Origin of the sequence: Arthrobacter sp. NPDC058127 (genome assembly GCF_042884555.1) — a bacterium.
Classification (GTDB): Bacteria; Actinomycetota; Actinomycetes; order Actinomycetales; family Micrococcaceae; genus Arthrobacter.
This window is the reverse complement of sequence record NZ_JBHVTT010000010.1, coordinates 63,433-87,406: the sequence shown is the minus strand read 5'-3', so window position 1 is coordinate 87,406 and position 23,974 is coordinate 63,433. Positions and strand designations below refer to the sequence as shown.

Sequence of the window (23,974 nt, the reverse complement as noted above, 5' to 3'; positions counted from 1 at the left end):
AGCGATCGGTGTTTTTCCCTTATATGTGAGCGGCGTTGGCAAATGGGCCGTCAGATGTGAGCGGGCGTTGGGTTAGTTGGCTGCCGTGAAGCGGGCGCGGCGGTGGGCCGGAGTTTCGATCTCATCCAGCATGGCTACGGCGTAGTCCTGCGTGGAGATGGTGTTGCCGGCTGGGGAATCCTTGGCAGTGGAGTACTTTCCTGTGCGCTCACCTGGCTGGATGACGGGCGCGGGTGCGAGTACGGTCCAGTCCAAGCTCTCGGGAGCTTCCTTGACGGCGGCGAAAGCTGCGGCCGCGGTGGTGGCCTCGGCCTTGTAGGCCTCAGGGAAGTCGGGCGAATCGAGGAGCCGAACGCCGTCGATCTCCAGCGTGCCTGCGCCGCCGACGATCATGAGGCGCGTGCCTTCTGCGTTGCTGTAGGCGGTGTCCATTGCCGCGAGCCACTCTCCGTGGTCGCCGCCGGTGCGGCTCGGGCCGGTGGCGAGGATGACGGCGTCGTGCTCTTTGGCGATCTCCGCGAAGCTCTGGCCATCAGCGAGATCGGCAGCGAGGGCCTTCGCTCCGGCAACCTCTGAGCCCTTGCGGGAGATGGCAGTGACTTCGTGGCCGCGGGTGAGGGATTCGTTGACGATCTGGCTTCCGACCACGCCTGTTGCGCCGTAAACTGCGATTTTCATGACTCTCCTTGGGTTGCTATCCTTGCAATACGAAAAACAGTATCTAATTGATACTGATAGCTTCAAAGGAACTTAGTTACCTCATGGATACCAATGATCTGCCAGCAAACGTCCTCGACCCTGATTGCCCGTCCCGAGTGATCTTTCAGCGCATCGGAGACAAATGGGCCTCGTTGGTGGTCCAGGTCCTCGCGGACGGCCCCATCCGTTTCTCCGAGCTTCGCAAGATGGTCCACGTGGTGACGCCCAAAGTGCTGACCCAGACCCTTCGCACCTTGGAGCGCGATGGTCTCATCACCCGGACTGTCCACGCGCAAGTGCCCCCGCGTGTTGACTATGAACTGACCGAACTTGGAGCATCCCTATTGGAACCATTGACACTCTTGCGCCTTTGGGCCGAGGACCACGTGCCCAGCATTCTCAAGGCTCGCGACGCTTATGACGATGCCCAGGACGAGGCTGTCATCGGGGGCTGACCCTTCGTTTCTTGCCCAACTGACTCGCAGTTGTTGTCGTTTTGAGGCCTCATAACGACAACAACTGCTAGTCAGTTGGGTGCTCCGACGGGGACGCCCACACCGAGGCGCCCGTCCCGCATAGTTGCGACCGAATCGGTGAGCGGCAGGAATTCGGTGTCGTGCGTGACCATGACGGTCGCCGTTGCGAACTCGTCCGTGACCTGGCGCAGCAGCCGCACGATCGATTCACTGCGCTCGTGATCCAAGGCTGCCGTCGGCTCGTCGACAAGCAGCACTCGGGGCTGGCCCATGAGCGCCCTCGCGATGTTCACGCGCTGCCGCTGGCCTCCTGAGAGCTGGTGCGGCCGCTTGTTGAGAGAACTCCCAAGCCCGACGACGTCGAGCAGTTCCGTAGCGCGCTTGCGTGCCGCTTTGGCCGGCTTCCCCCGGAAATGGTCGCCGATGATCAACTGCTCGACGGCGGTCAGCGAAGGAAGCAGATTGGGTTGCTGGAAGATGATGCCCACCTTCTCCCGGCGCAGGGAAGTGAGTTCGGTGTCCTTGAGTCCTGTGGCATCCGTGCCGTCGATGATAACGAGCCCTGAACCCGGCCGGACCAATGTCGCCGCGACTGCCAGGAGCGAGGACTTCCCGGAGCCGGACGGGCCCACGAGGGAAAAGAATTCGCCGGCGTGCACGCTGAGATTTACGGAGTCCAGGGCCTTGAGGGTGGAATCGCCGTCCGGGTATTCCAGGGTGACGTTGATGAGGTTGAGTACGGGGTTCATTGATATGCCTTTCGTGGAATATTTTCGGGTGGATTGCCTAGTTGCCGCCGAGGGCAATGAGTGGATCCACTCTGGTGATGCTGCGTACTGCCAGCGCCGCACCGCCAAGCCCAAGGAGCACGATCCCGGCAATCGGGACGAGCGTAGTCAGCGGGGTCACGAGGAACGGGGCCGCCTTGGCAGCAAAGAAGCCGCCCAGCACGCCCAGGCCGCCACCGAGTCCCGCGCCCGCGAGCAAGACGATTCCCGCCTGGACCAGGGCGTCCCGCACCACGTAGCCGGACGAGGCACCCATGGCCTTGAGCACCGCGATGTCGCGGGTGCGCTGAACAGTCCAGACGGTCAGGAATGCCACGATGACAAGGGCCGAGATGCCGTAGAGGAAAGCCTGCATCAGCATGAGGGAGCCGTTTTCGCTCTTGTAGGAGCCGAGGGCCTGGAACGAACCATTCGGAGTGGCGCTGACAGTGCCGGCCGCCGCATTGGCGGCGTCGAGGTCCACGGTGGCTCCGGCGTCGTACGTCACGGCAAGGATCGTCCCAATCGATTCCCCTGCAGGAATATGCGCAAGCTTCTGCCACGTAGCCCGGGAGGTCCAGACGACTGCGGTGTGCGAATACCACTCATCCTGGGTGATGCCGGAAACCGTCAGTTCGGTACCGCCCACCGTCACCCGGCTCCCGGTACTCAGAGAGAGTTCCTTCGCCAAGGACTCCCCGACCACCGCGTCACCCTCCTTGACCGCTACTGGCGAGATGCCGCCGTCGGCCCCGAAGACTGCGACGTTGGCAGTGCCGGCAGCATTATTGGAGGAATCGAGGGACTGAAACCGCGTCTGGCTGATACCAACGGCTTCGGCAGAAGCAACCCCCGGCCGGTTCCGCCAAGCTTCCAGCTGTTGGTTCGAGACTTCCGATTCCGTATAGGAGGCCCTCGCCTCGCCCCCGGCCGGCGCACCGAAGGCGATTTGCTGCGCCGGAAGGGCTGCAATGGCCGACGTCGACTGGTTGCCGAGGCCCGCCGTCAGCCCGGAGAGCATGACGAGGAGGAGTGTGATGAGGGCGACGACGCTTCCCATGAGGGCGAAGCGGCCCTTGGCGAAGCGGATGTCGCGCACGGCGAGAAACATGGAATTCCTTTGGTTCGGAGGCGATCTTCTGGTCTTGTTTCAACTCTCCGGGCACGGGACGCGTGAAGCATCGGGAAGTGGATGGACCCATCCGATCGCCTTGGTTGACCCGCGGATCAACCGTTCGGTTGATTGGGCACGAATACGGCGGAACCGGGCCAAAAGTGTCGGAGGGCGAGGCTACGCTGGAAGGCATGCAGGGAGACGATTCGCCGCGAGCCACCGCGCAGCCCAGCGTTACCGCGCAGCCCAGCGTTACGGCGCAGCCCAGCGTTACGGCGCAGCCCAAAGAGACGGCGCAGCCCGGAGAGCCGGCGCAGCCCAGTGGCTCCGCGGTGATTTTGCGTGTCCTGCGCGTCAGCCTGCACGTCGGTTTTGCGGTGCTTCTCTTGGTGGCAGTCGTCAGGCTTGCGGTCGCGGGCCTTTCGGCATTCGCCACTTGGGCAGGCCTCGGTCTTGCCCTGCTATTGGCTGCCGTCTACCTCTTGGGGACGGTTCTAGAAAAGAGACACGCCGGCAATTCCGAGCGTTTCGATCCGAAGCCATATGCGCGCTGGTGGCTCGCCGTCGTTGGTTTCCTGTGGCTGCTGCTCATGCTCATCACTCCGGACTTCGCTTGGATAGCTTTCCCGTTGTTCTTCGTGCAATTGCATATCTTGCGGCGGCGCTTCGCCCTGCCCGCGATAGCTGCAAGCACGGCACTCCTGATCGCGGCCATGTGGTTCCATAACCGTGGTGCCGGGGCGGATGCCTTGCAACTTGGCATGGTCCTCGGGCCTGTTTTCGGTGCCGCGTTCGCTGTTGTCACCGGCCTGGCGTATCGGGCGCTTTACGTGGAGGCAGAGAACCAACGCCTCGCCGCCGAGGAATTGCGCCGCACCCGGGCCGAGCTGGCACGTAGCCAGCACGACGCCGGCGTGCTGGCTGAGCGCGAAAGGCTCGCCCGCGAAATCCACGACACCCTGGCGCAGGGATTTTCGAGCATCGTCCTGATGGGGCGCTCGGCGGAGAAAGCCCTCGACGCCGGTGACCACGCCGCTGCCCGCGACCGACTCAGGACAGTCCGGGAGACAGCAGCCAGCAACCTGGCGGAGGCCCGCAATTTTGTCCGGGGACTCGGGTCCCCGGAACTGGTCGAATCCTCCTTGGCGGACACTCTGCGGCGTCTCTGCACCAAGACCGAGGCCGAGGCCGCCGCACGCGGAGCCACGTTGCGCTGCCGCTTCGAGCTCCAGGGCACTCCGGTGCCGCTGCCCAACCCTTACCAGACCACCTTGTTGCGCGCGGCTCAGTCTTCCCTGGCGAACGTGTGGGCGCATGCCCAGGCGAGGACCGCCGTCGTCACTCTCTCCTTCCTGGACGCCGAGGTGACCATGGACGTGTTCGACGACGGTGCGGGCTTCGACCCCGCAGCGGCCGCTGCCGCGGCAGCCCGCGGTGACGGAACCGGCGTCGGGCTCAAGAGCCTGCGCGAACGGCTCGCGGCGCTGAATGGAACGCTCGAGGTCGAGTCGGCTCCCGGCGAGGGGACTGTGGTGGCAATCCGGCTTCCGCTGGTTGCTGGCAGCGCAGCTCTGGAGGCGTCCCCATGACCAACATCAGGGTTTTGCTGGTTGACGATCATCCCGTGGTCCGAGCGGGGCTCCGCGCCATGCTTGCAGACTTCGAGGGAGTCCAAGTGGTGGCGGAGGCAGCCGACGGCGGAGCCGCGTTGGCGGAACTGTCGAAGCTCCACACCCTCGGCGAACCCGTGGACGTGGTTCTCATGGACTTGCAAATGGGCTCGGGAATGGACGGCGTCACCGCCACAGGCAAGATCAAAGCCGGTGAGGCCGGAACTCCCCCACCGCCGGTCCTGATCCTGACCACGTATGACAACGACGCCGATATCCTCGCCGCAGTGGAAGCCGGTGCCAGCGGATACATGCTCAAAGACGCGCCACCCGAGCAAATCCGGCAGGCCGTGGTATCTGCTGCAGCGGGTCAGACGGCCCTGGCTCCCGAGGTTGCCGCGCGGCTCATGGGCAGGATCCGCAATCCTGTGCATGCCCTGAGTGCGCGCGAAGTCCAACTCGTGGAGCTCCTCGCCACCGGCATGAGCAACCGTGCGATGGCGAGGGAACTCTTCATCTCCGAGGCCACGGTCAAGACCCATTTGGTGCATATCTACAGCAAGCTGGGCGTCGACAACCGGACGGCGGCCATCGCGGTGGCGACTCAACGCAGGATCATCCGCAGCCAGTAGGGTCGGCGCGCAGCTCTTGAGCATCACAAAAGCGCAACGTGCTGTGATTTGGATCATTCCTGTCGGCCCAAGAAGGCATAATGGCGCAAATGGGGAAAACTAAAAACATTGTCCTGGGGCTTGCCGCCCTGATGATTGCTGGGTCGCTGACCGCTTGTGATGACGGCCGCTCCGGGGCGGAAGGCGCTGCCAAGCAGCTCGCGTCGTCCCTGACGGCGCTCGACGTCGGATCGCTCGCCGTTGACGGCAAAGACGCCGCAGCGGCAAACGAGCAGCTCAAGGCGGTGTTTGCGGCCCTCGATCCGGCCAAGCCTTCCGTTGAAAGCGGTGCGGTGAAGCTCGACGGCGACAAAGCGTCGGTCCCGCTCAACTTCACGTGGAAGATCGGAACTGCGGAGTGGAAGTACACCTCCCAGGCCGCACTGAAGAAATCAGGCGACAAATGGGCCGTCCAATGGACTACAACTCTCTTGGAGCCGGACTTGAAGGACGGCGAAGTCCTGGACAAGACCGTCACTGCGCCAACCAGGGCCGAGATCCTCGGCGCAGGGGACTCGAAATTGGTCAGCTACCGTCCTGTGGTTTACGTCGGCATCGACAAGACTACGATCGGAGCCGCGGATCCCGCTGCTTCAGCGGCGAAGCTGGCGCAACTGGTCGGCGTGGACGAAGCGGCGTATGTGAAACAAGTCCAGGCGTCCGGCCCGCAGGCTTTCGTCAGCGCCATCACCCTGCGTCAGGACGGCCGGACGATCACGGACCAGCAGATTGCTGCTATTCCAGGTGCCCGTGGCATTCCCGATTCACTGCCTTTGGCACCGACACGCACCTTCGCCCGTGCTGTGCTGGGTACCGTCGCTGAGGCAAGCGCCGAACAGATCCAAAAGGCAGGGGGTGCCTTCAAAGCGGGAGACGTCGTCGGGACCGGGGGCCTGGAGGAACAATACGACGCCCAGCTTCGTGGCCAGGATGGGGTCTCCATCAAGGCCCGTCCGCAAGGCATGACCGACGACCAGATCAAGGCCGCGAAGCCCGACCCACGCCGGGTGCTTTTTGCCGTCGACGCCAAGCCTGGCGATCCGCTGAAGACAACCCTGGATCCGCGCCTGCAGCAACTCGCCGAAGACACCTTGGCCGGCGTTGGCCCGGCTTCGGCAATTGTCGCGCTCCGCCCCTCCACCGGCGCCGTCCTCGCAGCGGCTTCCGGCCCCGGAAGCAACGGCTACAACACGGCAATGCTGGGCCAGTACGCGCCGGGCTCCACGTTCAAGATCGTCGATTCCCTCGCCTTGATCCGCAATGGAATGACGCCCGATTCCAAGGTTGAGTGCACACCAACAATTACCGTGGATGGCCGGACTTTCAAGAACGCCGAAGGTTATCCAGAGTCGTCGCTCGGCTCTGTCGCTCTGCGGGACGCTTTTGCGCATTCGTGCAACACGGCCTTCATCAGTTCCCGGGACAAGGTAAGCCAAGCCCAGCTTGAGTCGGCGGCAACCTCATTGGGAGTGGCAGTCCAAGCCCCGAAGCTGGGGGCCGAGGCTTTCTTGGGCTCAGTACCGGGAAACGCAGACGGCACCGAGCACGCAGCTTCGATGATTGGCCAGGGCAAAGTGCTGCTTTCCCCGCTGGCCGCAGCGATTATGGCCGCCTCGGTGGCCCATGGCGCACCGGTGTCGCCGCAACTCGTCCTGAACCCCGGCTCAGTCTCAGCGGGTGCCACGACGACGGCGTCCGGGCCGCCGTCGTCGTCGGCCTTGCCCTCCGCGCCGGCGTCCGACAAGCCGGTCACCCCGGCGGAGGCAGCCGCGCTCGGTGACATGATGAGGGCCGTGGTGACCTCCGGCCACGCCGGTTTCCTCGCGTCGGTGCCCGGGGCGCCCGTCGGTGCGAAGACCGGGACGGCCGAATTCGGAAACGAGAACCCGCCCAAGACACACGCCTGGATCGTCGCAGTGCATGGAGACCTGGCAGTGGCAGTATTCGTGGAAGACGGTGGCCTCGGTGCGACGACCAGCGGCCCGCTGCTCAAGTCGTTCCTGACCGCGGCCGGCTGACGCCAGGGAACTACAGCTTTAGGGAACCAGTCCGTCGGCGATGTCCAGCACGTCGTCCAGGATTGCCAGGCCGGCCTCGAGGTCGTCAACGCTGATGTTGCACGGCGGGACTACGTGGATGCGGTTGAAGTTGGCGAAGGGGATGAGTCCGCGGGACTTGCAGGCGGCCACGAGTTGGTTCATTTCCGGGCTTGAGGAGCCATAGGCGGCCAGGGGTTCCCGGGTTTCACGGTCGCGGACCAACTCGATTGCCCAGAAGACGCCCTTGCCGCGGACCTCGCCCACGGACTTGTGCCGTGCGGCGAAGCCGGCAAGGGCAGGCCCGATCACCGTCCCGCCCAACAGGTCAGCGTGTTCCACTATGCCCTCGCGTTCCATGGCGTTGATGGTGGCGACGGCTGCGGCTGTGGCCAAGGGGTGGCCGGAGTAGGTCAGGCCGCCGGGGTACACGCGCTTGCCGAACGTCGCCGCGATCTCCGGGCTGATCGCCACTCCGCCCAGCGGCACGTACCCGGAATTCACCCCCTTGGCGAAGGTCAGCAGGTCCGGGACGACGTTGAAATGCTCGACGGCGAACCACTTGCCCGTGCGGCCGAAGCCGGCCATGACCTCGTCGGCGATGAACACGATGCCGTACTTGGTGCAGAGCGCCCGGACGCCCTGCATGTATCCGGCCGGGGGCACGTAGATTCCTGCCGTTCCAGGTATCGATTCCAGGATCAGTGCCGCGATGGTGGATGGGCCCTCGAATTCGATGAGCTGCTCGAGGTGCTCCAAGGCGCGCTGGCTCTCTTCCTCTTCCGTGGTGGAGTGGAAGACGGTGCGGTAGAGATAGGGCGGGAAGAAGTGGATGGTGCCGGTGGAGCCGTTGTCGTTGGGCCAGCGGCGGGGGTCGCCCGTGATGTTGATGGCGAGTTGGGTGCCGCCGTGGTAGGAGCGGTAGGCGGAAAGGACCTTCTGTCTGCCGGTGTGCAGCCGGGCCATGCGGACGGCGTGCTCATTGGCGTCTGCCCCGCCGTTGGTGAAGAAGATCTTGTTGAGCTCGCCCGGGGTCCGTTCGGCGATGAGGCGGGCTGCTTCGGAGCGGGCCTCGTTGACGTAGCTGGGTGCGATGGTGCATAGCTTCGCTGCCTGGGCTGCGATGGCGGCGACGACCGCGGGGTGCTGGTGTCCGATGTTCGTGTTGACCAGCTGGGAAGAGAAGTCGAGGTACTTGTTGCCCTCGCCGTCCCACACGTGCGATCCCTCGGCGGCCGAGATGACCATGGGGTCCAGCAGATCCTGGGCGGACCACGAGTGGAACACGTGCATGCGGTCCAGCTCGTAGGCGCGGCGTGCGGAGTCGATGTCGCTTTGAAGGGGCGTATCTACTGTCGAGGTCATGATTGATTCCGTTCCTGGAGGAGGCAGTCTGGTCAGTTGTTCTGCGGGAATCCGAGGTTGATGCCGCCGTGGCTGGGGTCAAGCCAGCGGGTGGTGACGGCCTTGCCGCGGGTGAAGAAGCCGACCCCCTCCGTGCCGTGCGCGTGGGTGTCTCCGAACAGGGAGTTCTTCCAGCCGCCGAAGGAGTAATAGGCCATCGGGACAGGCACGGGCACGTTGATGCCCACCATGCCCACCTCCACTTCGTTCTCGAAGCGGCGGGCCGCACCGCCGTCGTTCGTGAAGATCGCCGTTCCGTTGCCGTAGGGGTTGGCGTTGATCGTGGCGAGGGCCTCGTCGTAGGAGTCCACGCGGACCACCGAGAGCACCGGGCCGAAGATTTCGTCGCGATAGATGGACATGTCCGTGGTGACGTTGTCGAACAAGGTGGGGCCGACGAAGAAGCCCTCGCCCTCGGCGTCGGGCATGACCGAGCGCCCGTCGACGACGAGCGTGGCACCTGCGGCCTCGCCGGCATCCACGTAGCCGGCCACCTTGTCCCGGTGCTGGGCGGTGACGAGCGGGCCCATGTCGCAGCCGCGCAGGCCGTCGCCGGTGCGCAGGGAGCGGGCGCGGCTGGCGATCTTGGCCACCAGTTCATCGGCGATGTCGCCCACGGCCAGCAACGCCGAAATGGCCATGCAGCGTTCGCCCGCGGAGCCGAACCCGGCGTTGATCGCGGCGTCGGCGGCGAGGTCGAGATCGGCGTCGGGCAGGACGATCATGTGGTTCTTCGCGCCGCCCAGCGCCTGGACGCGCTTGCCGTTCGCGGTAGCGGTCTCGTAGACGTACTTGGCGATCGGGGTGGAGCCGACGAAGGAGACGGCCTTGACGTCGGGGTGAGTGAGCAGCGTGTCGACGGCAACCTTGTCGCCCTGCAGGACGTTGAAGACGCCGTCCGGCAGTCCGGCTTCCTTCCAGAGTTCGGCCATCCACACGGCGGCCGTGGGGACCTTTTCGCTCGGCTTGATGATCACCGTGTTTCCGGCGGCGATGGCGATGGGGAAGAACCACATGGGCACCATGGCGGGGAAGTTGAAGGGGCTGATGATCGCCACGGGACCGAGGGCCTGGCGGATGGAGTGGATGTCCACCTTGGTGGACGCGTTCTCCGTGTAGCTGCCCTTGAGCAGGTGCGGGATGCCGCAAGCGAACTCCACGACTTCCTGCCCGCGCGTGACCTCGCCCAATGCGTCGTCCAGGACCTTGCCGTGCTCGGAGGTGATGATCGCGGCGAGTTCTTCCTTGCGGGAGTTCAGCAGCTCGCGGAAGGAGAACAGGATCTGGGTGCGGCGGGCGAGGGACGTATCGCGCCATGCCGGGAAGGCGGCCTTGGCGGCGGCGACGGCGGCGTTGCCGTCTTCCACGCTCGCCAAAGCCACCCGTGCCGTGACTTTGCCCGTAGCGGGGTTGCTCACGGGGGCGGTGCGCTCCCCGGCCGGGACGTAGCTGCCGTTGATCCAGTGCTCGATCGTGTTCAAGGGGTCTCCTGGGCGTTGTTGCTGAACGAGGTGCTCGCTTCTGCGTTGAGACCAGTTTGTCCGCACCACGTCGCTCCCATAAGAGACGATGTGTAAAGAAATTACACGTGAGGGTTACACTTTGTAAATGCTGCCCTCCCTTCGCGTGATCCTTGACCTTCCCGTCGTGCGCGGCGCCAACCCGGAGGTCCTGGGCGGAGCCGACAGGCTGGACGAGCCTGTGCGCTGGGTTCACGTCAGCGAGATCCTTGACCTGACAGGCCTGCTTTCCGGCGGCGAACTGGTGCTGACCACCGGCCTGGAGCTTGACAAGGAACCCGGCCGCGCGGCGTCGTACATCCGCTCGCTGGAGCACGCCGGGGCGGCGGGCCTGGTCGTGGAACTCACCGCGCCCCGCGAGCGTACGATGGCGGCACTGCGGTCCGCTGCCCGCTCGGCTTCGATGCCGGTGGTGATCGTCCGGCGTCGCGTGCGCTTCGTGGAAGTCACGGAGATCGTTCACCGGTTGATCGTTGCCGAGCAGCTCGAACGGGTGGAGCGTGCGCGCGACGTCCATGAGGCATTCACCGTGTTGAGCCTTGAGAGCGCCGGAACGCAGCAAGTAGTGGAAACGGCGGCCGCGATGATCGGTGCGCCGGTGGTGCTGGAGGACCTGCAACATCTCGTCCTTGCCTATTCCGCACGCAACGTGGCAACCACGGAACTGCTGGACGACTGGGAGCGGAGATCACGGACCACCCCTTCGCCGGCGCAGGCCCATGGTTCGGCAAAGCAGCGGGTCGGCGCCGAGGGATGGCTGCAGGTCCCGGTCGGTGTGCGTCAGCAGCTCTGGGGACGCTTGGTGGTTCCGGTGCCCCAGCGCGCCGGAGGTGACGACGACATGGCGGTCATGGTCCTTGAGCGGGCCGCGCAAACCCTCGCCATCAACCGCCTTGCCGAACGGGACCAGCGCGAACTTACCCAACAGGCACAGTCCGGCCTGCTCAACGCGCTTCGCCAGCCGCGCGGACTCAGCGAGGCAGAAGCCCTCGCACGCGCCGGCGCGCTGGGCTTGAAACGATCGCCGTACTACCTTCCCTTGGTGTTCCGGACGGAGCTTCCCGCCGCGGCCCCCTTTCCCGGCGACCCCTTGGCAAGTCAGCAAGAGGCACGCGTCTTGCTGGAAACGCTGGCCAGGGCACTGAAATCCACGGCCAGCAGCGGATTGACGGCCAGCATCCACTCAGGCTCGGTGGGAATGATCCTTGCCCTCCCGGCACGGCAGCTCGAGGAAACCGCGCTGCAGCGCCTGGCCGGCGCACTGCACGCCCACGGCGGCGACTTCGCCCCGCACTGGACCATCGGCGTCGGGCGCTGCCGCTCCTCGCTTCTGGAAGCGGCGGCCGGAATCGACGAGGCCGCGCACGTTGCCGAAACGGCGGCCACCCTCCGCGAGCCAGGCAAACCGTACTACCGCGCCACGGACATCCGGCTCCGCGGCCTCCTGACCCTGATCCGCAGTGATCCCCGGGTCCAGCAGTTCGTGGAATCCGAGCTCGCGGCCGTGCTGCAGGCCGAAGCCGAAGGCAGGCCCGGTTACCTGGAGCTGCTCGGCCGGTATCTGGAATCCGGAGGCAACAAGGCCGCCATGGCACGCGGCGGATACCTGAGCCGCCCGACCCTGTACGCCCGTCTGGCCAAGCTGGAGGATCTCCTGGCCGTGGATCTGGAGGACGCGGAATCACGGACCTCGCTGCACGTGGCCCTCATGCTGCACCGGCTGCGGGGGCAGTAGAGGCTCGCTCACTTTGGGCGCCTTGACGCGATATGTGAGCGAGCGTCGCCGGAAAAGGGGATATACGTGAGCGAGCGTCGGAGGGCGAGGGGCGCCTCTGGACACGATTTCCCCACGGGTGCACACTTAATTCAACGCTTGTTGAATTAGTTGCAACAATGAACTTCAACTCCGGGAGTGGCCATGAACCAGCCTGAAGGCACCACATGTGTCATCGCGGGCGGGGGACCCGCCGGGGTGATGCTCGGACTCCTTCTGGCCCGGGCCGGCGTCGAGGTCACCGTCCTCGAAAAGCATGCCGATTTCCTGCGCGATTTCCGCGGCGACACCGTGCACGCCTCCACCATCCGACTCCTGGATGAGCTTGGGCTGGGCGAAGGATTCCGGGCCTTGCCGCAAAGCAAGCTCGGCAATTTCAAACTCCCCACGGGCGGCAAGGAAGTGACCCTGGCCGACTTTGACCGCCTCAAGCCACCCTACGATTACGTAGCTATGGTTCCGCAGTGGGACCTCCTGAATTTCCTGGTGGACGCCGCGCAGCAAGAGCCGCAGTTCACGCTCCGGATGAACACTGAGGCCACGGATCTGCTGTACGACGTCGGCGGGAAGGTCGCCGGCGTGGCGTACCGCACCCGGGACGCGGCGTCCGGCGTCGAAACCGGAACAGGGGAGCTTCGCGCGACGTTGACGGTGGCATGCGACGGCCGCAGCTCGGTGCTCCGGCAGAAGGCAGGACTGGTCCCCCGCGAGTTCCCCGTGCCCTTCGACACCTGGTGGTTCAGGCTCTCCCGGCACGCGGACGAGCAGGAACAGCTGGCCTCGATCATGCCCCGCTTCTCCGGCTCCGATGTGCTCCTCAGCCTGACCCGCAAGGACTTTTACCAGATCGCCTACCTCGCGGAGAAGGGCAAAGACCCGCAATTGCGCGCCGAAGGCGTGGAAAGCTTCCGTGCACGCGTGGCCCGCATCCGCCCGGATCTGGCAGACCGCGTAGACGAAATCAGATCTATGGACGATCTCCATTTGCTCGATGTGAAGCTCAACCGGATCAAGCCATGGCACAAACCTGGTCTCCTCCTCATCGGAGATGCCGCACACGCCATGTCTCCAGCAGGCGGTGTGGGGATCAACCTCGCCATCCAGGACGCCGTCGCCGCGGCCCAGCGCATCGCCCGCCCATTGCTTCAGGGCACCCTTGGCGAGGCAGATCTCGCTTCGGTGCAGAAGCGGCGCTGGTTCCCCACCGTGGTGATCCAGAATGCGCAGCTTGTCATTCAGAAAGCGGTCTTCGGTCCCGCTGTGAAAGGCCGGTTGATGGGCCCGCCGAGTCCAGTGGTCTTTGTCGCGCTCCACGTTCCCTGGTTCCGGAAACTTCCAGCCCTCATGATCGCCTTCGGCCCGCGGCCGGAGCACGCCCCGGACTTCGCGCGCCGGAAGGCCGCCGTGAACCGGAAGTCGGGGTGAACAGGGGTCGCCGTCCGGGGCAAGTGAGCAGCCGGGACGCGGTTCTCCGGGCGGCACGCGAACAGTTCAGCCGAAAAGGATATGACGCCGCAACAGTCCGGGCCATCGCGGCCGAGGCCGGCGTGGATCCGTCCATGATCAACCACCATTTCGGCACCAAGGAGCAGCTGTTCATGGCTGCGCTTGAGTCACCCGTGGACCCCAAGGATCACATATCGGCTGTCCTGGGCGGGCCACGGGAAGGCGCCGGGGAGCGGCTGGTGACGCGCTTCCTCGCCGTATGGGACTCGCCGGCGGGGGCAGCCGGCGTCGCGGTCTTGCGGACGGCGATGCAGCACGAATGGAGTGCCGCGCTGGTCCGCGAGTTCATTCTCAACCGGGCTATCAAACCGCTTCTCGCTGGCCTTGGGGTGCCCGCCGAGGAGGCATCCTGGCGCGGAAACCTGGTGGCGTCGCAGCTTTCGGGGCTCATCCTGACCCGCTACCTGATCAAACTGGAGCCGATCGCCTCGGCGCCGCACGCCGTCGTCGTCCAAGCGCTGGGGCCGACAATCCAGCGCTATCTCACTGGCGCGGTGGGTGCGGACCACCTGGGCGGCTGAGGAGTCCCCCGCGGTCCGTGGGAAGATTGTACGCGTGGCCCACATCGACGTTTCCGGTATAGATTACTTCCTCTCCGACGGCACCCAGCTGCTCAACGGCGTGACCTTCAAGGTCCCGGACGGTAGCAAAACAGCCCTGATCGGGCCCAACGGAACGGGAAAGACCACCCTGTTCAAGATCATCGCCGGCGACCTCACGCCCGACGAAGGAGTGGTGGGTCGTTCCGGCACCATGGGCATCATGCGCCAATTCGTCGGCCAGGTCCGCGATGAATCCACCGTGCGTGACCTGCTCGTTTCAGCCGCGCCGCCGGCCCTCGCCGCGGCCGCCAAGGCGGTTGAGGACGCCGAGCTCGCCATGATGGAGCACGACGACGAACCCACCCAAATGCGGTACGCCCAAGCGATCGTGGACTGGGGAGACGCGGGAGGGTACGACGTCGAGACCGTCTGGGACGAGGTCTGCATGGCCGCGCTCGGCATCCCCTTTGACCGCGCGCAGCACCGTCCGGCGTCGAGCCTTTCGGGTGGCGAGCAAAAACGGTTGGTGCTTGAAGCGCTCTTCTCCGGACCGGATCAGCTGCTGCTCCTCGATGAGCCGGACAACTACCTGGATGTTCCCGGCAAGCGTTGGCTCGAAAGCAAGCTCAACGAATCCAAGAAAACGGTCTTCTTCATCAGCCACGACCGCGAGCTGCTCAACAACGCGGCGGGCCGCATCGTGACCCTGGAACCCGGCATCAACGGTGCCGGCGCCTGGGTGCACGGCGGCGGCTTCGGCACCTATGTGGACGCGCGGATCGACCGCAACGCGCGATTCGAGGAACTGCGCAAGCGCTGGGACGAGGAGCACCTGAAGCTCAAGGAACTCGTCATTATGTACAAGACCAAGGCTGCATTCCGCTCGGACATGGCAAACAAATACCAAGCCGCCCAGACGCGGCTCGCCAAGTTCCTGGAGGCCGGGCCGCCCGAAGCCCTGCCGCTCGAGCAGAACGTGCACATGCGCCTCAAGGGAGGCCGAACGGCCAAACGCGCCGTGGTGGCTGAAAAGCTTGAACTCACTGGCCTCATGAAGCCGTTCTCCACCGAAATCTGGTTCGGGGACCGCGTGGGCGTGCTGGGTTCCAATGGATCGGGCAAGAGCCACTTCCTGCGGCTCCTTGCTGCCGGCGGCACCGATCCGGAGCGCGAGCACTTGCCCGTTTCCGACGTCGAGATCGCCGAAGTTCCGCACGAAGGCACCGTCAAACTGGGTGCCAGGATCCGTCCCGGATTCTTCGCGCAGACCCATTCCCGTCCGGACCTCCTGGGCCGGACGCTCCTGGACATCCTGCACCGCGGCGACGAACACCGTTCCGGCCTGGGCCGCGAAGCCGCTTCCGGCGCGCTCGACTCCTACGGGCTGGTGGGCTCGGCCGAGCAGAAGTACGAGTCGCTCTCCGGCGGGCAGCAGGCGCGCTTCCAGATCCTGCTCCTTCAGCTGTCCGGCGCTACGCTCCTGCTCCTGGACGAGCCGACGGACAACCTGGACCTGCACTCGGGCGAAGCCTTGGAACGCGCCATCGACGCGTTCGAAGGCACCGTCCTGGCTGTCACGCACGACCGCTGGTTCGCGAAGTCCTTCGACCGTTTCCTCGTCTTCGGATCCGACGGCAAGGTCTACGAGTCCGACGAGCCCGTCTGGGACGAGTCCCGGGTAGAGCGGGCGCGCTAGCTTCCAGCCTGCTCCCCCGGGCTGGGAACCCTCGCTCACCTTTGGCGCGTTTTTTCGGAACGCTCGCTCACCTTTGGCGTGTCATCACATGACGCTCGCTCACCTCTAGTGAGCGAGCGTCAGCCCGAAACGCCCCATAGGTGAGCGAGCGTCAGCCCAAAGTGCCCCATAGGTGAGCGAGCGTCTGAGCCGTTCGGCACACAGGGAGCAAATGGAATGCACAGGCCGTGGCCTTGGTTGCAGCCATGGACGCGGTAAATGTCATTGTGACGGACCGGAAGCCAAGCACTGAAGAACGCACCCTACTTGAAAATCTCTCCGTGGAAGTTGTGATCGTATGACCACCAGCACCCGAACCGCCCCGAACGTCAAAGCCGCGGCAATCGCCACTTTCCTGGTCTTCGGCATGAACGGGCTGGTTTTTGCCAGTTGGGCGGCACGCATACCCGCCGTGACCCAGACTTTGAACCTGACATCGGGACAGATGGGCACCCTCTTGCTGTGCACCGCCGTCGGGTCCCTTGTTGCGCTGCCCTCCGCGGGATGGGTTGTCGGGAGGATCGGGACGGCTAATACCGTGCGCGCTGCCGGGCTGCTCGCTGCCTCGGCCGGAGCGGCCATCGCGTTCTCCCTGATGGCCGGCTCCGTGGCCGCCACCGCGCTGGCACTGTTTTTCTTCGGTGTGGGGGTAGGTCTGTGGGATGTGTCCCAGAACATCGAAGGGGCCGACGTCGAGCACCGGCTCGGGCGGACCATCATGCCGCAGTTTCACGCCGCTTTTAGCGGGGGCGCCTTTGTGGGTGCGCTGATTGGTGCGTGGCTTTCCGAGATCGGCGTCGGACTTCCGGAGCACTTGCTGGTCATTGCCGGCGTCGTCGTACTACTCACGTTGACGGCGCCGCGTTACTTCATGCGCCACGAAACCGCAGGAACGACGCCCGACGGCGGCGCGCCCGCCGTCAAGGGTCCGTCGGCGTGGCGGGACTCCCGCACTCTGTTGATCGGTGTGGTGGTGCTCGGAGCAACCCTCACGGAAGGCGCCGGAAACGACTGGATCGCCAAGGCCTCCGTGGATGGCCTGAATACGAGCGAATCGACGGGCGCTCTGTTGTTTGCGCTCTTCGTGGCGGCGATGACCCTGATGCGTTTCCTCGGCGGACGCGCGATCGACAGGTTCGGACGCGTAGCCGTGCTGAGGGCCAGCATGGCCGCCGCAGCAGTGGGCCTGGCGCTCTTCGTCTTCGCGGGCAACCTCATCCTTGCCGGGATGGGTGCGGCTCTTTGGGGTATCGGGGCAGCCTTGGCCTTCCCCATGGGCATGTCCGCTGCTGCCGATGATCCGAAACACGCCGCCGCGCGCGTCTCGGTGGTCTCGACAATCGGTTATGTTGCGTTTCTCGCCGGCCCGCCGCTTCTGGGATACCTGGGCGATCACACGGGCATCAACATGGCCCTGCTGGCCATCGGGGTGCCGATCCTGATTGCCCTGTGGCTGGCCGGCGCCGCGAAGCCTTTGGTTAAAGACAACTGATCCCCGCCGCCACCCTCGCCTCGCAAGTCCCCACCGGCTCCCAGCCTTCGCAAGCTCAGGCAGGGACCCTCGCCGGTGTGGCCCCACGGCCAGGGAACACTGGCGGCGTGGGCCCTCGCAGTTGTTGTCGTTTTGCCGCGACTAAACGACAACAACTGCAAGTCAGTTGGGTTGCTACGGGGACGGTGGCTACGGAGCCGAGGTGGCGGGTGCCGAAGGAATGGCGGTTGGCGATGCCCCGTTGGTGGGAGCGCCGCTCTGCCGGTTCCGGCCCTGGCCGCCGTTGAAGTTCTGGAACTGGCCGCGGCCTGGACGGGCCTGGCCCGCGTCCATTGCCTTAGTGACGCCGACGCCGGCAAAGAATCCGACGGCAACCAGCAGCACTGCAAGGAGAATCTGCGTCAGGCGGCCCATCTTGAAGCGCTTCTTGGGAACGAACGGCTCCGGCGTCTGGGGTTGGCCCCAACCCTGCCCGCTGGGTTCCTGGCCAGTGGCTTGCAGGACCGCGGTTGGCTGTCCGGGGTAGGGCTGCTGGGGCTCCGGCTGGTTCGTGGGGCCGGGCTCGGGTGCTGAATAGGACATTTGTGGCTCCTGTTGGCTGTTTCTTCTTTTAGTTGCTGGGAGTGGAACGGTGGGTGGTTATTCGTACCGCAGGGCGTCGATCGGCCGTAGTTTCGCCGCCTTGTTGGCCGGGTAGATCCCGAAGACCAGGCCGATTGCCGCGGATACCAGGAACGACAGCCACACCGTCCACCACTGGACTTCTGGCTGGGTTCCCAACACCGGGAATGCGCTGCCGATGTAGCCCGCAGCGATGCCCAGCACCCCGCCGATCAGCGAAATGATGAGCGATTCGATGAGGAACTGGCTCACGATGCTCCCCCGCGAGGCTCCGATCGCCTTGCGGATGCCGATTTCGCGCGTACGCTCGGTGACGGTGACGAGCATGATGTTCATGACGCCGATTCCGCCAACCAGGAGCGAAATGCCGGCCACGGCGCCCAGGAGGACGGTCAGGGTGGCCGTGGTGGTGGTGGCCGTCGTAAGGATCTGCGCCTGGTTCCGCACTTGGTAGTCACGGTTGGCGGAGGTGACGTTGTGCCGGGCATCGAGGATCATTTGAACCTCGTTCTGGGCCTGGTTCATCACTTCCGCTGATTTGGCCTGGACGGTGATGGAGGCGAGGGAAGGCGAGTAGCCAGTGAACTTGTCCTGGGCTGCGCTGTAAGGGATCACCACAATGTCGTCTGGGTCGTTGAGGCCCGAGGACCCCTTTTGAGCCAGGACGCCGGAGACCACGAAGTTCTGTCCGTTGAGGGCGATCGTCTGCCCCACGGCCGAGGTCACTGAGCTGCCCACGAGGTCTTGCGCCACAGTATTGCCGATCACGGCTACCGCGGTGCCGTTGCTTGCGTCACCGTCGCTGAAGTAGGACCCCGCCGCGAGCGTGTCGTTCGAAATGGAAAAGTACGACGGCGTGGTCCCCACGAATGTTGCGACGGCGTGGGTTGCGTCCTGGTAAGTACCCGTGACGTTCTGTGCCGTGACCACCGGCGCCGTTGCGGCGACGTCGGGGGCCATGACGGGATCTGTCAGCGCGGCCATGTCCTGGAGCGTCAGGTTGGTGCCGCGGGACCGCGGACCGGTGACGGCTTGTCCGCCTGCGGCGCGGCCGCCAGCGGTCGTCTGGCGGCTCACGGTGAGCACGTTGGTTCCCAGTTTGCCGATCTGGGCCTTGATGGCGTTCGAGGTTCCGGCGCCTACGGCCAGGAGGATGATCACGGACGAGATGCCGATCAGGATGCCCAAGGTGGTGAGGATGGAGCGCATCTTGTTGGCCATCACCCCGGTCAGGGCGAAGCGGACGGATTCGGCGATCATCATGCCGGCACCGCCGTCGCTACAGGGTGGGCGTGGACGTCCCGAAGCCGGTGGTCCTCGATGATGTGCCCGTCCTGGAATCGCACAACACGGTTGGCCCGCGCCGCGACGTCCGCCTCGTGGGTAATCATCACGATGGTCCGGCCGTTGGCGTGCAAGGACTCGAAGAGATCCAGGATCTCGTGCGAGGACTTGGTGTCCAAGGCTCCCGTTGGCTCGTCGGCCAGCAGCAACACCGGGTTGGTCACCAGGGCCCGGGCGATGGCAACACGCTGTTGCTGACCTCCCGAGAGCTGCGAAGGTTTGTGGTCGGCCCGTTCTGCCAAACCCACTGAATCGAGCACTTGCAAGGCCCGCTCGCGCCGTTCCTTGCGGTGCACTTTTGCGTACGCGAGCGGCATGGAGACGTTGTCCACGGCCCGCGTACGCGGTATCAGGTTGAAGTTCTGGAAGACGAAGCCGATTTTCCGGTTGCGGATCTGCGCGAGCTGGAATTCGTCCAAGGTCCCGGTATCGATGCCGTCCAGGTGGTAAGTACCCTCGGTTGCGCCGTCGAGGCAGCCGATGATGTTCATCATGGTGGATTTTCCGGAGCCCGAGGCGCCGATGATGGCTACGAAATCGCCCCGGTCAATGGAGATGCTGACGGAATCAAGTGCCCGTACTTCGGCCTCCCCTTTGCCATAGATCTTGCTCACGGAGTCCAGTTGGATGACAGCGTCGTTCACGGCTGCTTACCCGCCATTTCCACGTGTGCCAGCGGTGCCGCCCGTAACGCCGGCGCCTCCTGTGCCACCGAATCCACCCGTACCGCCAAATCCGCCCGCCCCGGTTCGTCCGGTGGTGCCGGTGGTGTCCAGGGTGGAGGAGATGGCCGGGAGTTCAATCTGATCGCCCGCGCTGAGTCCGGTGAGCACCTGGGTGCGGCCGTTGTCCGTGATCCCGGTGGTGATGGTCACCGCCGTCGTGGTCCCGTTCTTCATGACGTTGACAGTCTGCTTGGTTCCCGTGGTGGTGATGGCCAGCGAAGGCACCGCCAAAGCGTTCTTGGCAGTCGCCGTGGTTACGGAGATGTTTGCGCTCTGGCCGAGCCGGAGGTCAGCCGGGGGGTTCTTGATGGAGATCGTCACCGGGTAGCTGACCACGTTGTTAGTGGTTGTGGCGTTCTGGGCGATCGCCGTGATGGTACCTGTGACGGGTGCCGCGGAGGGGTCGGTTTTGAGTGCCGGGAAGGTGAAGGTGGCTGAGTCGCCGGTCTTCATGGCGGCGATGTCAGATTCGGCGAAGTTGGCGACGACTTGCAGGTGCGCCGTGTCGCTGATGGTGATCAGTCCTGAGGACGATGTGCTTGCGGCGCTCGTGGAAGCGCTGCCGGTAGAACCGGAAGCCCCGGAAGCCGAGGACCCGGAAGAGCCGGAGCCGCTGCCGGCGTTGCCTCCGACGACGGCGTTCACGGCGGTGACAGTGCCCGAGACCGGGGCCGCGAGGGAGCAGGACGCCAGGTTCTTGGTCGCGGTGTCAACGGCAATCTGGGCAGACGTGGTGTTGGATGTGGCGCCGCCACCGCTCTGGGCGGAATTGAGGGCCGTCGCAGCGGAGGCGATCTGCTCTTTGTCCTTGAGGGCAGAGCTGGCTTGCTGGTTGGCTGCCTGGGTCAGCGCTTGGTTGTCCTTCGCCAGCTGGGCCTGAGCTGCGCTCAGTGCGTTCTGGGCCGGCTGGCTGGTGGGCTGGGCGCTGGCAGCGGCCTGAGCCGTGGCGACTGTCGCATTGTCGTTGTTCACGGCTGTCTGCGCGGCGGCCACGGCACTGGCTTGCTGGCTCGCGTCCAGGTTGGCCGTTTGTTGGGCGTTGGCGAGGCTCTGGTTTGCCGAAGCTACCTGGTTGCTGGCTGAAGCCTGCTGCTGGTTTGCCTGCGCTGCGGCGGAATCCAGTTGCGCCTGGGCAACGGCCAGGGCGTTCTGGGCGTTCGTCGGATCAATGGTGACGAGCACCTGCCCGGCCGCGACTTGCTGACCGGTCACCGCGGAGACCGTGGCGATGGGCCCGGTGCAGTTCTGCGCGTTGATGACCGTGGTGCTTGCGGGCGAGACGTTTCCGCTCGCGGTAGACACGGCGGTGAGGTCCGCTGCGCTGACCGCGACGGTGCGGACGGTGGTGTCCGAAGCCGTCTGCGGGACGCCGTTCAGAACGAAGAAGGCACCGGCGGCAATGCCGACGACGGCCACCCCGATGCCGCCGTTGATGAGTTGAGGTTTTGAGAGCATGCCCGAAGACTATTGTCGCTCTCTTGGAGAAGACCGAGTGCTACCTGATGGTTTACCCTACGTGACGCTCTGCTCAGCGTGCCGCTCCCGACGCGCGACCCTCGATCTCCACTCCAGGGCACGGCGTGCGTCTATATTCTCCACGATGCATATATTCTGGCAGGCTAACCACAGGAGGAGCACGACGGCGGCCGCCAGGCAAGCGCCACCCACCACATCCGTGAGCCAATGGGCGGCCAAATATATCCGGCTGATCATCATGGCCAGCATTCCGCCAACCGCGAGAATCCACGCCCAGGCACGTCCGATGAGGAGTGCCACCACCAGAACGAACGCCGTGGTGGCGGATACGTGCCCTGAGGGGTATGAATAGGTGTCCGTGGCCACATGGGCATTGAGAGGGCGCGGCCTGTGAATGACCCATTTGAGCAGCTGGGTCAGCAACATCACGGTGAGTCCTGCCACGGTCGAGAATGCGGCCGAACGGGGTCTTCTGCGGATCAACAGCGCCAAGGCCAGGAGAATGTGGAAGATCAGCATTCCCGTATAACCGGTCCAGTTGAGGGCGACGTTCAGGCTATCCCAGAACGGTGTGTGGAGCGTCGCCATGAACGCCTGCCAGGCGTCGTCCAGGCCTTGGAATGGCGGGTTCCTATCCCCTGCAAGCAGAATGCCGCCCAGGACCACAACGATGGCCAGCAGCACGGTCGAGATGACAATTGTGCGTCCCTGATCGAGCTTGCGGGGGAGAATGACCCTCACCATCTCCACATCCTAACCAGCCCGCCGATAGTCTGGTGGGATGCGAAGCAAGCTGCGATGGGGCCAATGGGACGTAAGAAACGTGGCGCGCCTCGATCGTGCCATTGTCGGTGCCGTTTCGCGGTGGCCCGAAGGCCCGCATGACGCCGTCTGGAAAAACCTCTCGGAGGCCGCTACCAAGGGCAAGCTCTGGTTTGCCGTCGCTGGCGTTTGCGCGGCGTTTCCGGGTAAGCCCCGCAACGCGGCGATCCACGGACTCCTGGCACTTGGCGTTGCGTCGGCCGTCACAAATCTCGGTTTCAAGACACTTCTTCCGCGGACGCGGCCATTGCCCGAACTCCTTCCGGTTTTCCGCTTTGTCAACCCGCAGCCCACGAGCTCCTCGATGCCTTCCGGCCACTCGGCATCCGCTGTCGCATTCACTCTTGGCGTCGCGCTGGTGAATCCCCGCCTTGGTGCAGTTTTGGCTCCTGTTGCGGCGGGTGTGGCGTATTCCCGTATCCATACAGGCGCCCACTGGCCCTCCGACGTCGTGCTCGGCTCCGCGATCGGCGCCGGAGCGGCCCTGCTGACGCGGAAGTGGTGGCCTGCCAGGCCTCCCGTCCCGGCTACGGACCGGTCACCCGCCGACGCGCCGGCAGTCGGCGACGGCGAGGGGCTAAGCATTGCGGTCAACGCCCTCGGCGGCTCCTACTCGCCCGAGACCGAGACCCAGCTTCGGGAAATATTCCCCAAGGCTCATATTCGCATGATTTCCGACGGCGATGACGTGGCTGCCGAAATCCAGGCCGCAGCGGGGCAGCCCGGGACGAAGGCCCTGGGTGTGTGGGGCGGCGACGGAACTGTCGGCACTGCCGCCGCGGCCGCCGTCGAGCACGACCTGCCCTTGTTGGTCCTGCCGGGCGGTACGCTCAACCATTTCGCGCGTGACGTGGACGCACGGTCCCTCGAAGGGGCCCTTGAGGCCGCCAAAACGGGAGCGGCAGCCTGGACGGACCTTGGCCACGTGACGGCGGGCCGTGGCATTGACGGCAAGGATGAGGTCGCCGAACTCATCATGCTGAATACTGCCAGCGTTGGCGTCTACCCCAACTTGGTGCGCCGCCGCGAGCGGCTTCAGCCTGCCCTGGGGAAACCCCTCGCGGGACTCGTCGCAGGTCTGCGCACCTTCGGGGCGGCAACCCCCACCACTCTCCTGATCAACGGGGTGCGCCACAAGCTGTGGATCCTTTATTTGGGGCGCGGCCGCTACTACCCGCGGGACCTGGCGCCGCTGACGCGTCCCGTGCTTGACGACGGAGTGCTGGACATCCGCATGGTCACGGCCGATGAGCCTTTTGCGCGGCTGCGGCTGCTGTGGGCGGTCCTCACCGGAACCGTGGGTACGTCCAAGGTGACCCATCTCAGTGAGGCGGCGGAGCTCAGCATCGAGGCGTCCGGCGAACCGTTGGTGATAGCGGTCGACGGCGAGCCGTTGCCGGGCGTGCGGACCGCGGAGTTCACCGTGAAGCGCCGGGCGCTGCGGGTGTATTCACCGCTTGCCTAATGCTTTCATAGTGCCTTCTCAGTGCCAGGGAAGCCCTGGCCGCAGCCGGGATCATCCATAGGGACTACCCTGAGCGGCCCCTGAATCATCCCTGAGACCGGCGAATTCCGCTGTGTCGGTGGCTAGCGTTGTACCTACAGTCACCACCTAGCTGCAGCAAGCGGAGGGAACGCTT

At 65.0% G+C, this 23,974-nt stretch carries 20 protein-coding genes; 10 read left to right on the top strand and 10 right to left on the bottom strand.

Features of this window, described 5'->3' with window-relative positions; translation table 11 throughout:
- Positions 1–72: 72 nt before the first annotated feature.
- Positions 73–678 carry an NAD(P)-dependent oxidoreductase gene (locus tag ACFVTG_RS14490; RefSeq protein ID WP_390281473.1) on the bottom strand — a complete coding sequence of 202 codons (606 nt, stop codon included), beginning with the start codon at positions 676–678 and terminating at the stop codon, positions 73–75.
- Between the two features lie 83 nt (positions 679–761).
- Between ACFVTG_RS14490 and ACFVTG_RS14485 the strand changes: the two genes are divergently transcribed.
- Positions 762–1,154 carry a helix-turn-helix domain-containing protein gene (locus ACFVTG_RS14485; RefSeq protein ID WP_284988547.1) on the top strand — a complete coding sequence of 131 codons (393 nt, stop codon included), beginning with the start codon at positions 762–764 and terminating at the stop codon, positions 1,152–1,154.
- A 71-nt stretch (positions 1,155–1,225) separates the two neighbouring features.
- Here the strand turns inward: ACFVTG_RS14485 and ACFVTG_RS14480 are convergent, their stop codons facing one another.
- A complete protein-coding gene (locus ACFVTG_RS14480) occupies positions 1,226–1,924 on the bottom strand; it encodes an ABC transporter ATP-binding protein (protein ID WP_390281469.1) in 699 nt (232 codons plus the stop codon).
- A gap of 37 nt (positions 1,925–1,961) precedes the next feature.
- Entirely contained in the window at positions 1,962–3,053 is a 1,092-nt protein-coding gene (locus ACFVTG_RS14475) for an ABC transporter permease (RefSeq protein WP_390281467.1), read from the bottom strand.
- Between the two features lie 194 nt (positions 3,054–3,247).
- Between ACFVTG_RS14475 and ACFVTG_RS14470 the strand changes: the two genes are divergently transcribed.
- The 3 genes from ACFVTG_RS14470 (at position 3,248) to ACFVTG_RS14460 (ending at position 7,355) form a co-directional block, all read left to right on the top strand.
- Positions 3,248–4,645 (top strand): sensor histidine kinase, encoded by a 1,398-nt coding sequence (locus tag ACFVTG_RS14470; RefSeq protein WP_390281464.1) that lies wholly within the window; start codon positions 3,248–3,250, stop codon positions 4,643–4,645.
- A complete protein-coding gene (locus tag ACFVTG_RS14465) occupies positions 4,642–5,298 on the top strand; it encodes a response regulator transcription factor (protein WP_284751023.1) in 657 nt (218 codons plus the stop codon). The genes ACFVTG_RS14470 and ACFVTG_RS14465 overlap by 4 nt, the downstream gene beginning before the upstream one ends.
- Positions 5,299–5,387: 89 nt before the next feature.
- Entirely contained in the window at positions 5,388–7,355 is a 1,968-nt protein-coding gene (locus ACFVTG_RS14460; RefSeq protein ID WP_390281462.1) for a penicillin-binding transpeptidase domain-containing protein, read from the top strand.
- 18 nt (positions 7,356–7,373) lie between these two features.
- On the opposite strand, the gene ACFVTG_RS14455 is transcribed toward ACFVTG_RS14460, so the two are convergent.
- Complete coding sequence (locus ACFVTG_RS14455) at positions 7,374–8,738, bottom strand: aspartate aminotransferase family protein (protein ID WP_390281460.1); 1,365 nt, start codon at positions 8,736–8,738, stop codon at positions 7,374–7,376.
- Positions 8,739–8,770: 32 nt separating this feature from the next.
- Entirely contained in the window at positions 8,771–10,258 is a 1,488-nt protein-coding gene (locus ACFVTG_RS14450) for a CoA-acylating methylmalonate-semialdehyde dehydrogenase (protein WP_390281458.1), read from the bottom strand.
- Positions 10,259–10,385: 127 nt separating this feature from the next.
- Here ACFVTG_RS14450 and ACFVTG_RS14445 point away from each other — a divergent pair, with 127 nt between their 5' ends.
- The 5 genes from ACFVTG_RS14445 (at position 10,386) to ACFVTG_RS14425 (ending at position 17,346) form a co-directional block, all read left to right on the top strand.
- Positions 10,386–12,032: a PucR family transcriptional regulator gene (locus tag ACFVTG_RS14445; protein WP_390281456.1), complete on the top strand. Its 1,647-nt coding sequence runs from the start codon at positions 10,386–10,388 to the stop codon at positions 12,030–12,032.
- Between the two features lie 183 nt (positions 12,033–12,215).
- A complete protein-coding gene (locus ACFVTG_RS14440; protein WP_390281454.1) occupies positions 12,216–13,496 on the top strand; it encodes an FAD-dependent oxidoreductase in 1,281 nt (426 codons plus the stop codon).
- A 23-nt stretch (positions 13,497–13,519) separates the two neighbouring features.
- Complete coding sequence (locus ACFVTG_RS14435) at positions 13,520–14,098, top strand: TetR family transcriptional regulator (protein ID WP_390281452.1); 579 nt, start codon at positions 13,520–13,522, stop codon at positions 14,096–14,098.
- 34 nt (positions 14,099–14,132) lie between these two features.
- Positions 14,133–15,815, top strand: coding sequence for an ABC-F family ATP-binding cassette domain-containing protein (locus tag ACFVTG_RS14430; protein ID WP_284751030.1), 1,683 nt, complete (start codon positions 14,133–14,135; stop codon positions 15,813–15,815).
- Positions 15,816–16,152: 337 nt separating this feature from the next.
- Positions 16,153–17,346 (top strand): MFS transporter, encoded by a 1,194-nt coding sequence (locus ACFVTG_RS14425; protein ID WP_284751031.1) that lies wholly within the window; start codon positions 16,153–16,155, stop codon positions 17,344–17,346.
- A gap of 189 nt (positions 17,347–17,535) precedes the next feature.
- Here ACFVTG_RS14425 and ACFVTG_RS14420 read toward each other — a convergent pair whose 3' ends face one another.
- Genes ACFVTG_RS14420 through ACFVTG_RS14400 form a run of 5 tightly spaced genes read right to left on the bottom strand, consistent with a single transcriptional unit; the run spans position 17,536 to position 22,256 of the window.
- Positions 17,536–17,928, bottom strand: coding sequence for a hypothetical protein (locus ACFVTG_RS14420; RefSeq protein WP_390281449.1), 393 nt, complete (start codon positions 17,926–17,928; stop codon positions 17,536–17,538).
- A gap of 57 nt (positions 17,929–17,985) precedes the next feature.
- Complete coding sequence (locus tag ACFVTG_RS14415; RefSeq protein ID WP_390281447.1) at positions 17,986–19,230, bottom strand: ABC transporter permease; 1,245 nt, start codon at positions 19,228–19,230, stop codon at positions 17,986–17,988.
- Positions 19,227–19,955, bottom strand: coding sequence for an ABC transporter ATP-binding protein (locus tag ACFVTG_RS14410; RefSeq protein ID WP_284751034.1), 729 nt, complete (start codon positions 19,953–19,955; stop codon positions 19,227–19,229). The genes ACFVTG_RS14415 and ACFVTG_RS14410 overlap by 4 nt, the downstream gene beginning before the upstream one ends.
- Before the next feature lie 6 nt (positions 19,956–19,961).
- Positions 19,962–21,491: an efflux RND transporter periplasmic adaptor subunit gene (locus ACFVTG_RS14405; protein WP_390281444.1), complete on the bottom strand. Its 1,530-nt coding sequence runs from the start codon at positions 21,489–21,491 to the stop codon at positions 19,962–19,964.
- Positions 21,492–21,548: 57 nt separating this feature from the next.
- Positions 21,549–22,256 carry a phosphatase PAP2 family protein gene (locus ACFVTG_RS14400; RefSeq protein ID WP_390281441.1) on the bottom strand — a complete coding sequence of 236 codons (708 nt, stop codon included), beginning with the start codon at positions 22,254–22,256 and terminating at the stop codon, positions 21,549–21,551.
- 37 nt (positions 22,257–22,293) lie between these two features.
- Between ACFVTG_RS14400 and ACFVTG_RS14395 the strand changes: the two genes are divergently transcribed.
- Positions 22,294–23,799, top strand: a complete 1,506-nt coding sequence (locus ACFVTG_RS14395; protein WP_284751037.1) for a bifunctional phosphatase PAP2/diacylglycerol kinase family protein — start codon at positions 22,294–22,296, stop codon at positions 23,797–23,799.
- Positions 23,800–23,974: the final 175 nt, after the last annotated feature.

Bases quoted from the DNA above. Each gene is read 5' to 3' on its own strand.
- ACFVTG_RS14405 (WP_390281444.1), bottom strand. From the start codon at position 21,491: ATGCTCTCAAAACCTCAACTCATCAACGGCGGCATCGGGGTGGCCGTC.
- ACFVTG_RS14400 (WP_390281441.1), bottom strand. From the start codon at position 22,256: ATGGTGAGGGTCATTCTCCCCCGCAAGCTCGATCAGGGACGCACAATT.
- ACFVTG_RS14415 (WP_390281447.1), bottom strand. From the start codon at position 19,230: ATGATGATCGCCGAATCCGTCCGCTTCGCCCTGACCGGGGTGATGGCC.
- ACFVTG_RS14395 (WP_284751037.1), top strand. From the start codon at position 22,294: ATGCGAAGCAAGCTGCGATGGGGCCAATGGGACGTAAGAAACGTGGCG.
- ACFVTG_RS14420 (WP_390281449.1), bottom strand. From the start codon at position 17,928: ATGTCCTATTCAGCACCCGAGCCCGGCCCCACGAACCAGCCGGAGCCC.
- ACFVTG_RS14440 (WP_390281454.1), top strand. From the start codon at position 12,216: ATGAACCAGCCTGAAGGCACCACATGTGTCATCGCGGGCGGGGGACCC.
- ACFVTG_RS14490 (WP_390281473.1), bottom strand. From the start codon at position 678: ATGAAAATCGCAGTTTACGGCGCAACAGGCGTGGTCGGAAGCCAGATC.
- ACFVTG_RS14465 (WP_284751023.1), top strand. From the start codon at position 4,642: ATGACCAACATCAGGGTTTTGCTGGTTGACGATCATCCCGTGGTCCGA.
- ACFVTG_RS14475 (WP_390281467.1), bottom strand. From the start codon at position 3,053: ATGTTTCTCGCCGTGCGCGACATCCGCTTCGCCAAGGGCCGCTTCGCC.
- ACFVTG_RS14425 (WP_284751031.1), top strand. From the start codon at position 16,153: ATGACCACCAGCACCCGAACCGCCCCGAACGTCAAAGCCGCGGCAATC.
- ACFVTG_RS14485 (WP_284988547.1), top strand. From the start codon at position 762: ATGGATACCAATGATCTGCCAGCAAACGTCCTCGACCCTGATTGCCCG.
- ACFVTG_RS14460 (WP_390281462.1), top strand. From the start codon at position 5,388: ATGGGGAAAACTAAAAACATTGTCCTGGGGCTTGCCGCCCTGATGATT.
- ACFVTG_RS14470 (WP_390281464.1), top strand. From the start codon at position 3,248: ATGCAGGGAGACGATTCGCCGCGAGCCACCGCGCAGCCCAGCGTTACC.
- ACFVTG_RS14480 (WP_390281469.1), bottom strand. From the start codon at position 1,924: ATGAACCCCGTACTCAACCTCATCAACGTCACCCTGGAATACCCGGAC.
- ACFVTG_RS14455 (WP_390281460.1), bottom strand. From the start codon at position 8,738: ATGACCTCGACAGTAGATACGCCCCTTCAAAGCGACATCGACTCCGCA.
- ACFVTG_RS14445 (WP_390281456.1), top strand. From the start codon at position 10,386: ATGCTGCCCTCCCTTCGCGTGATCCTTGACCTTCCCGTCGTGCGCGGC.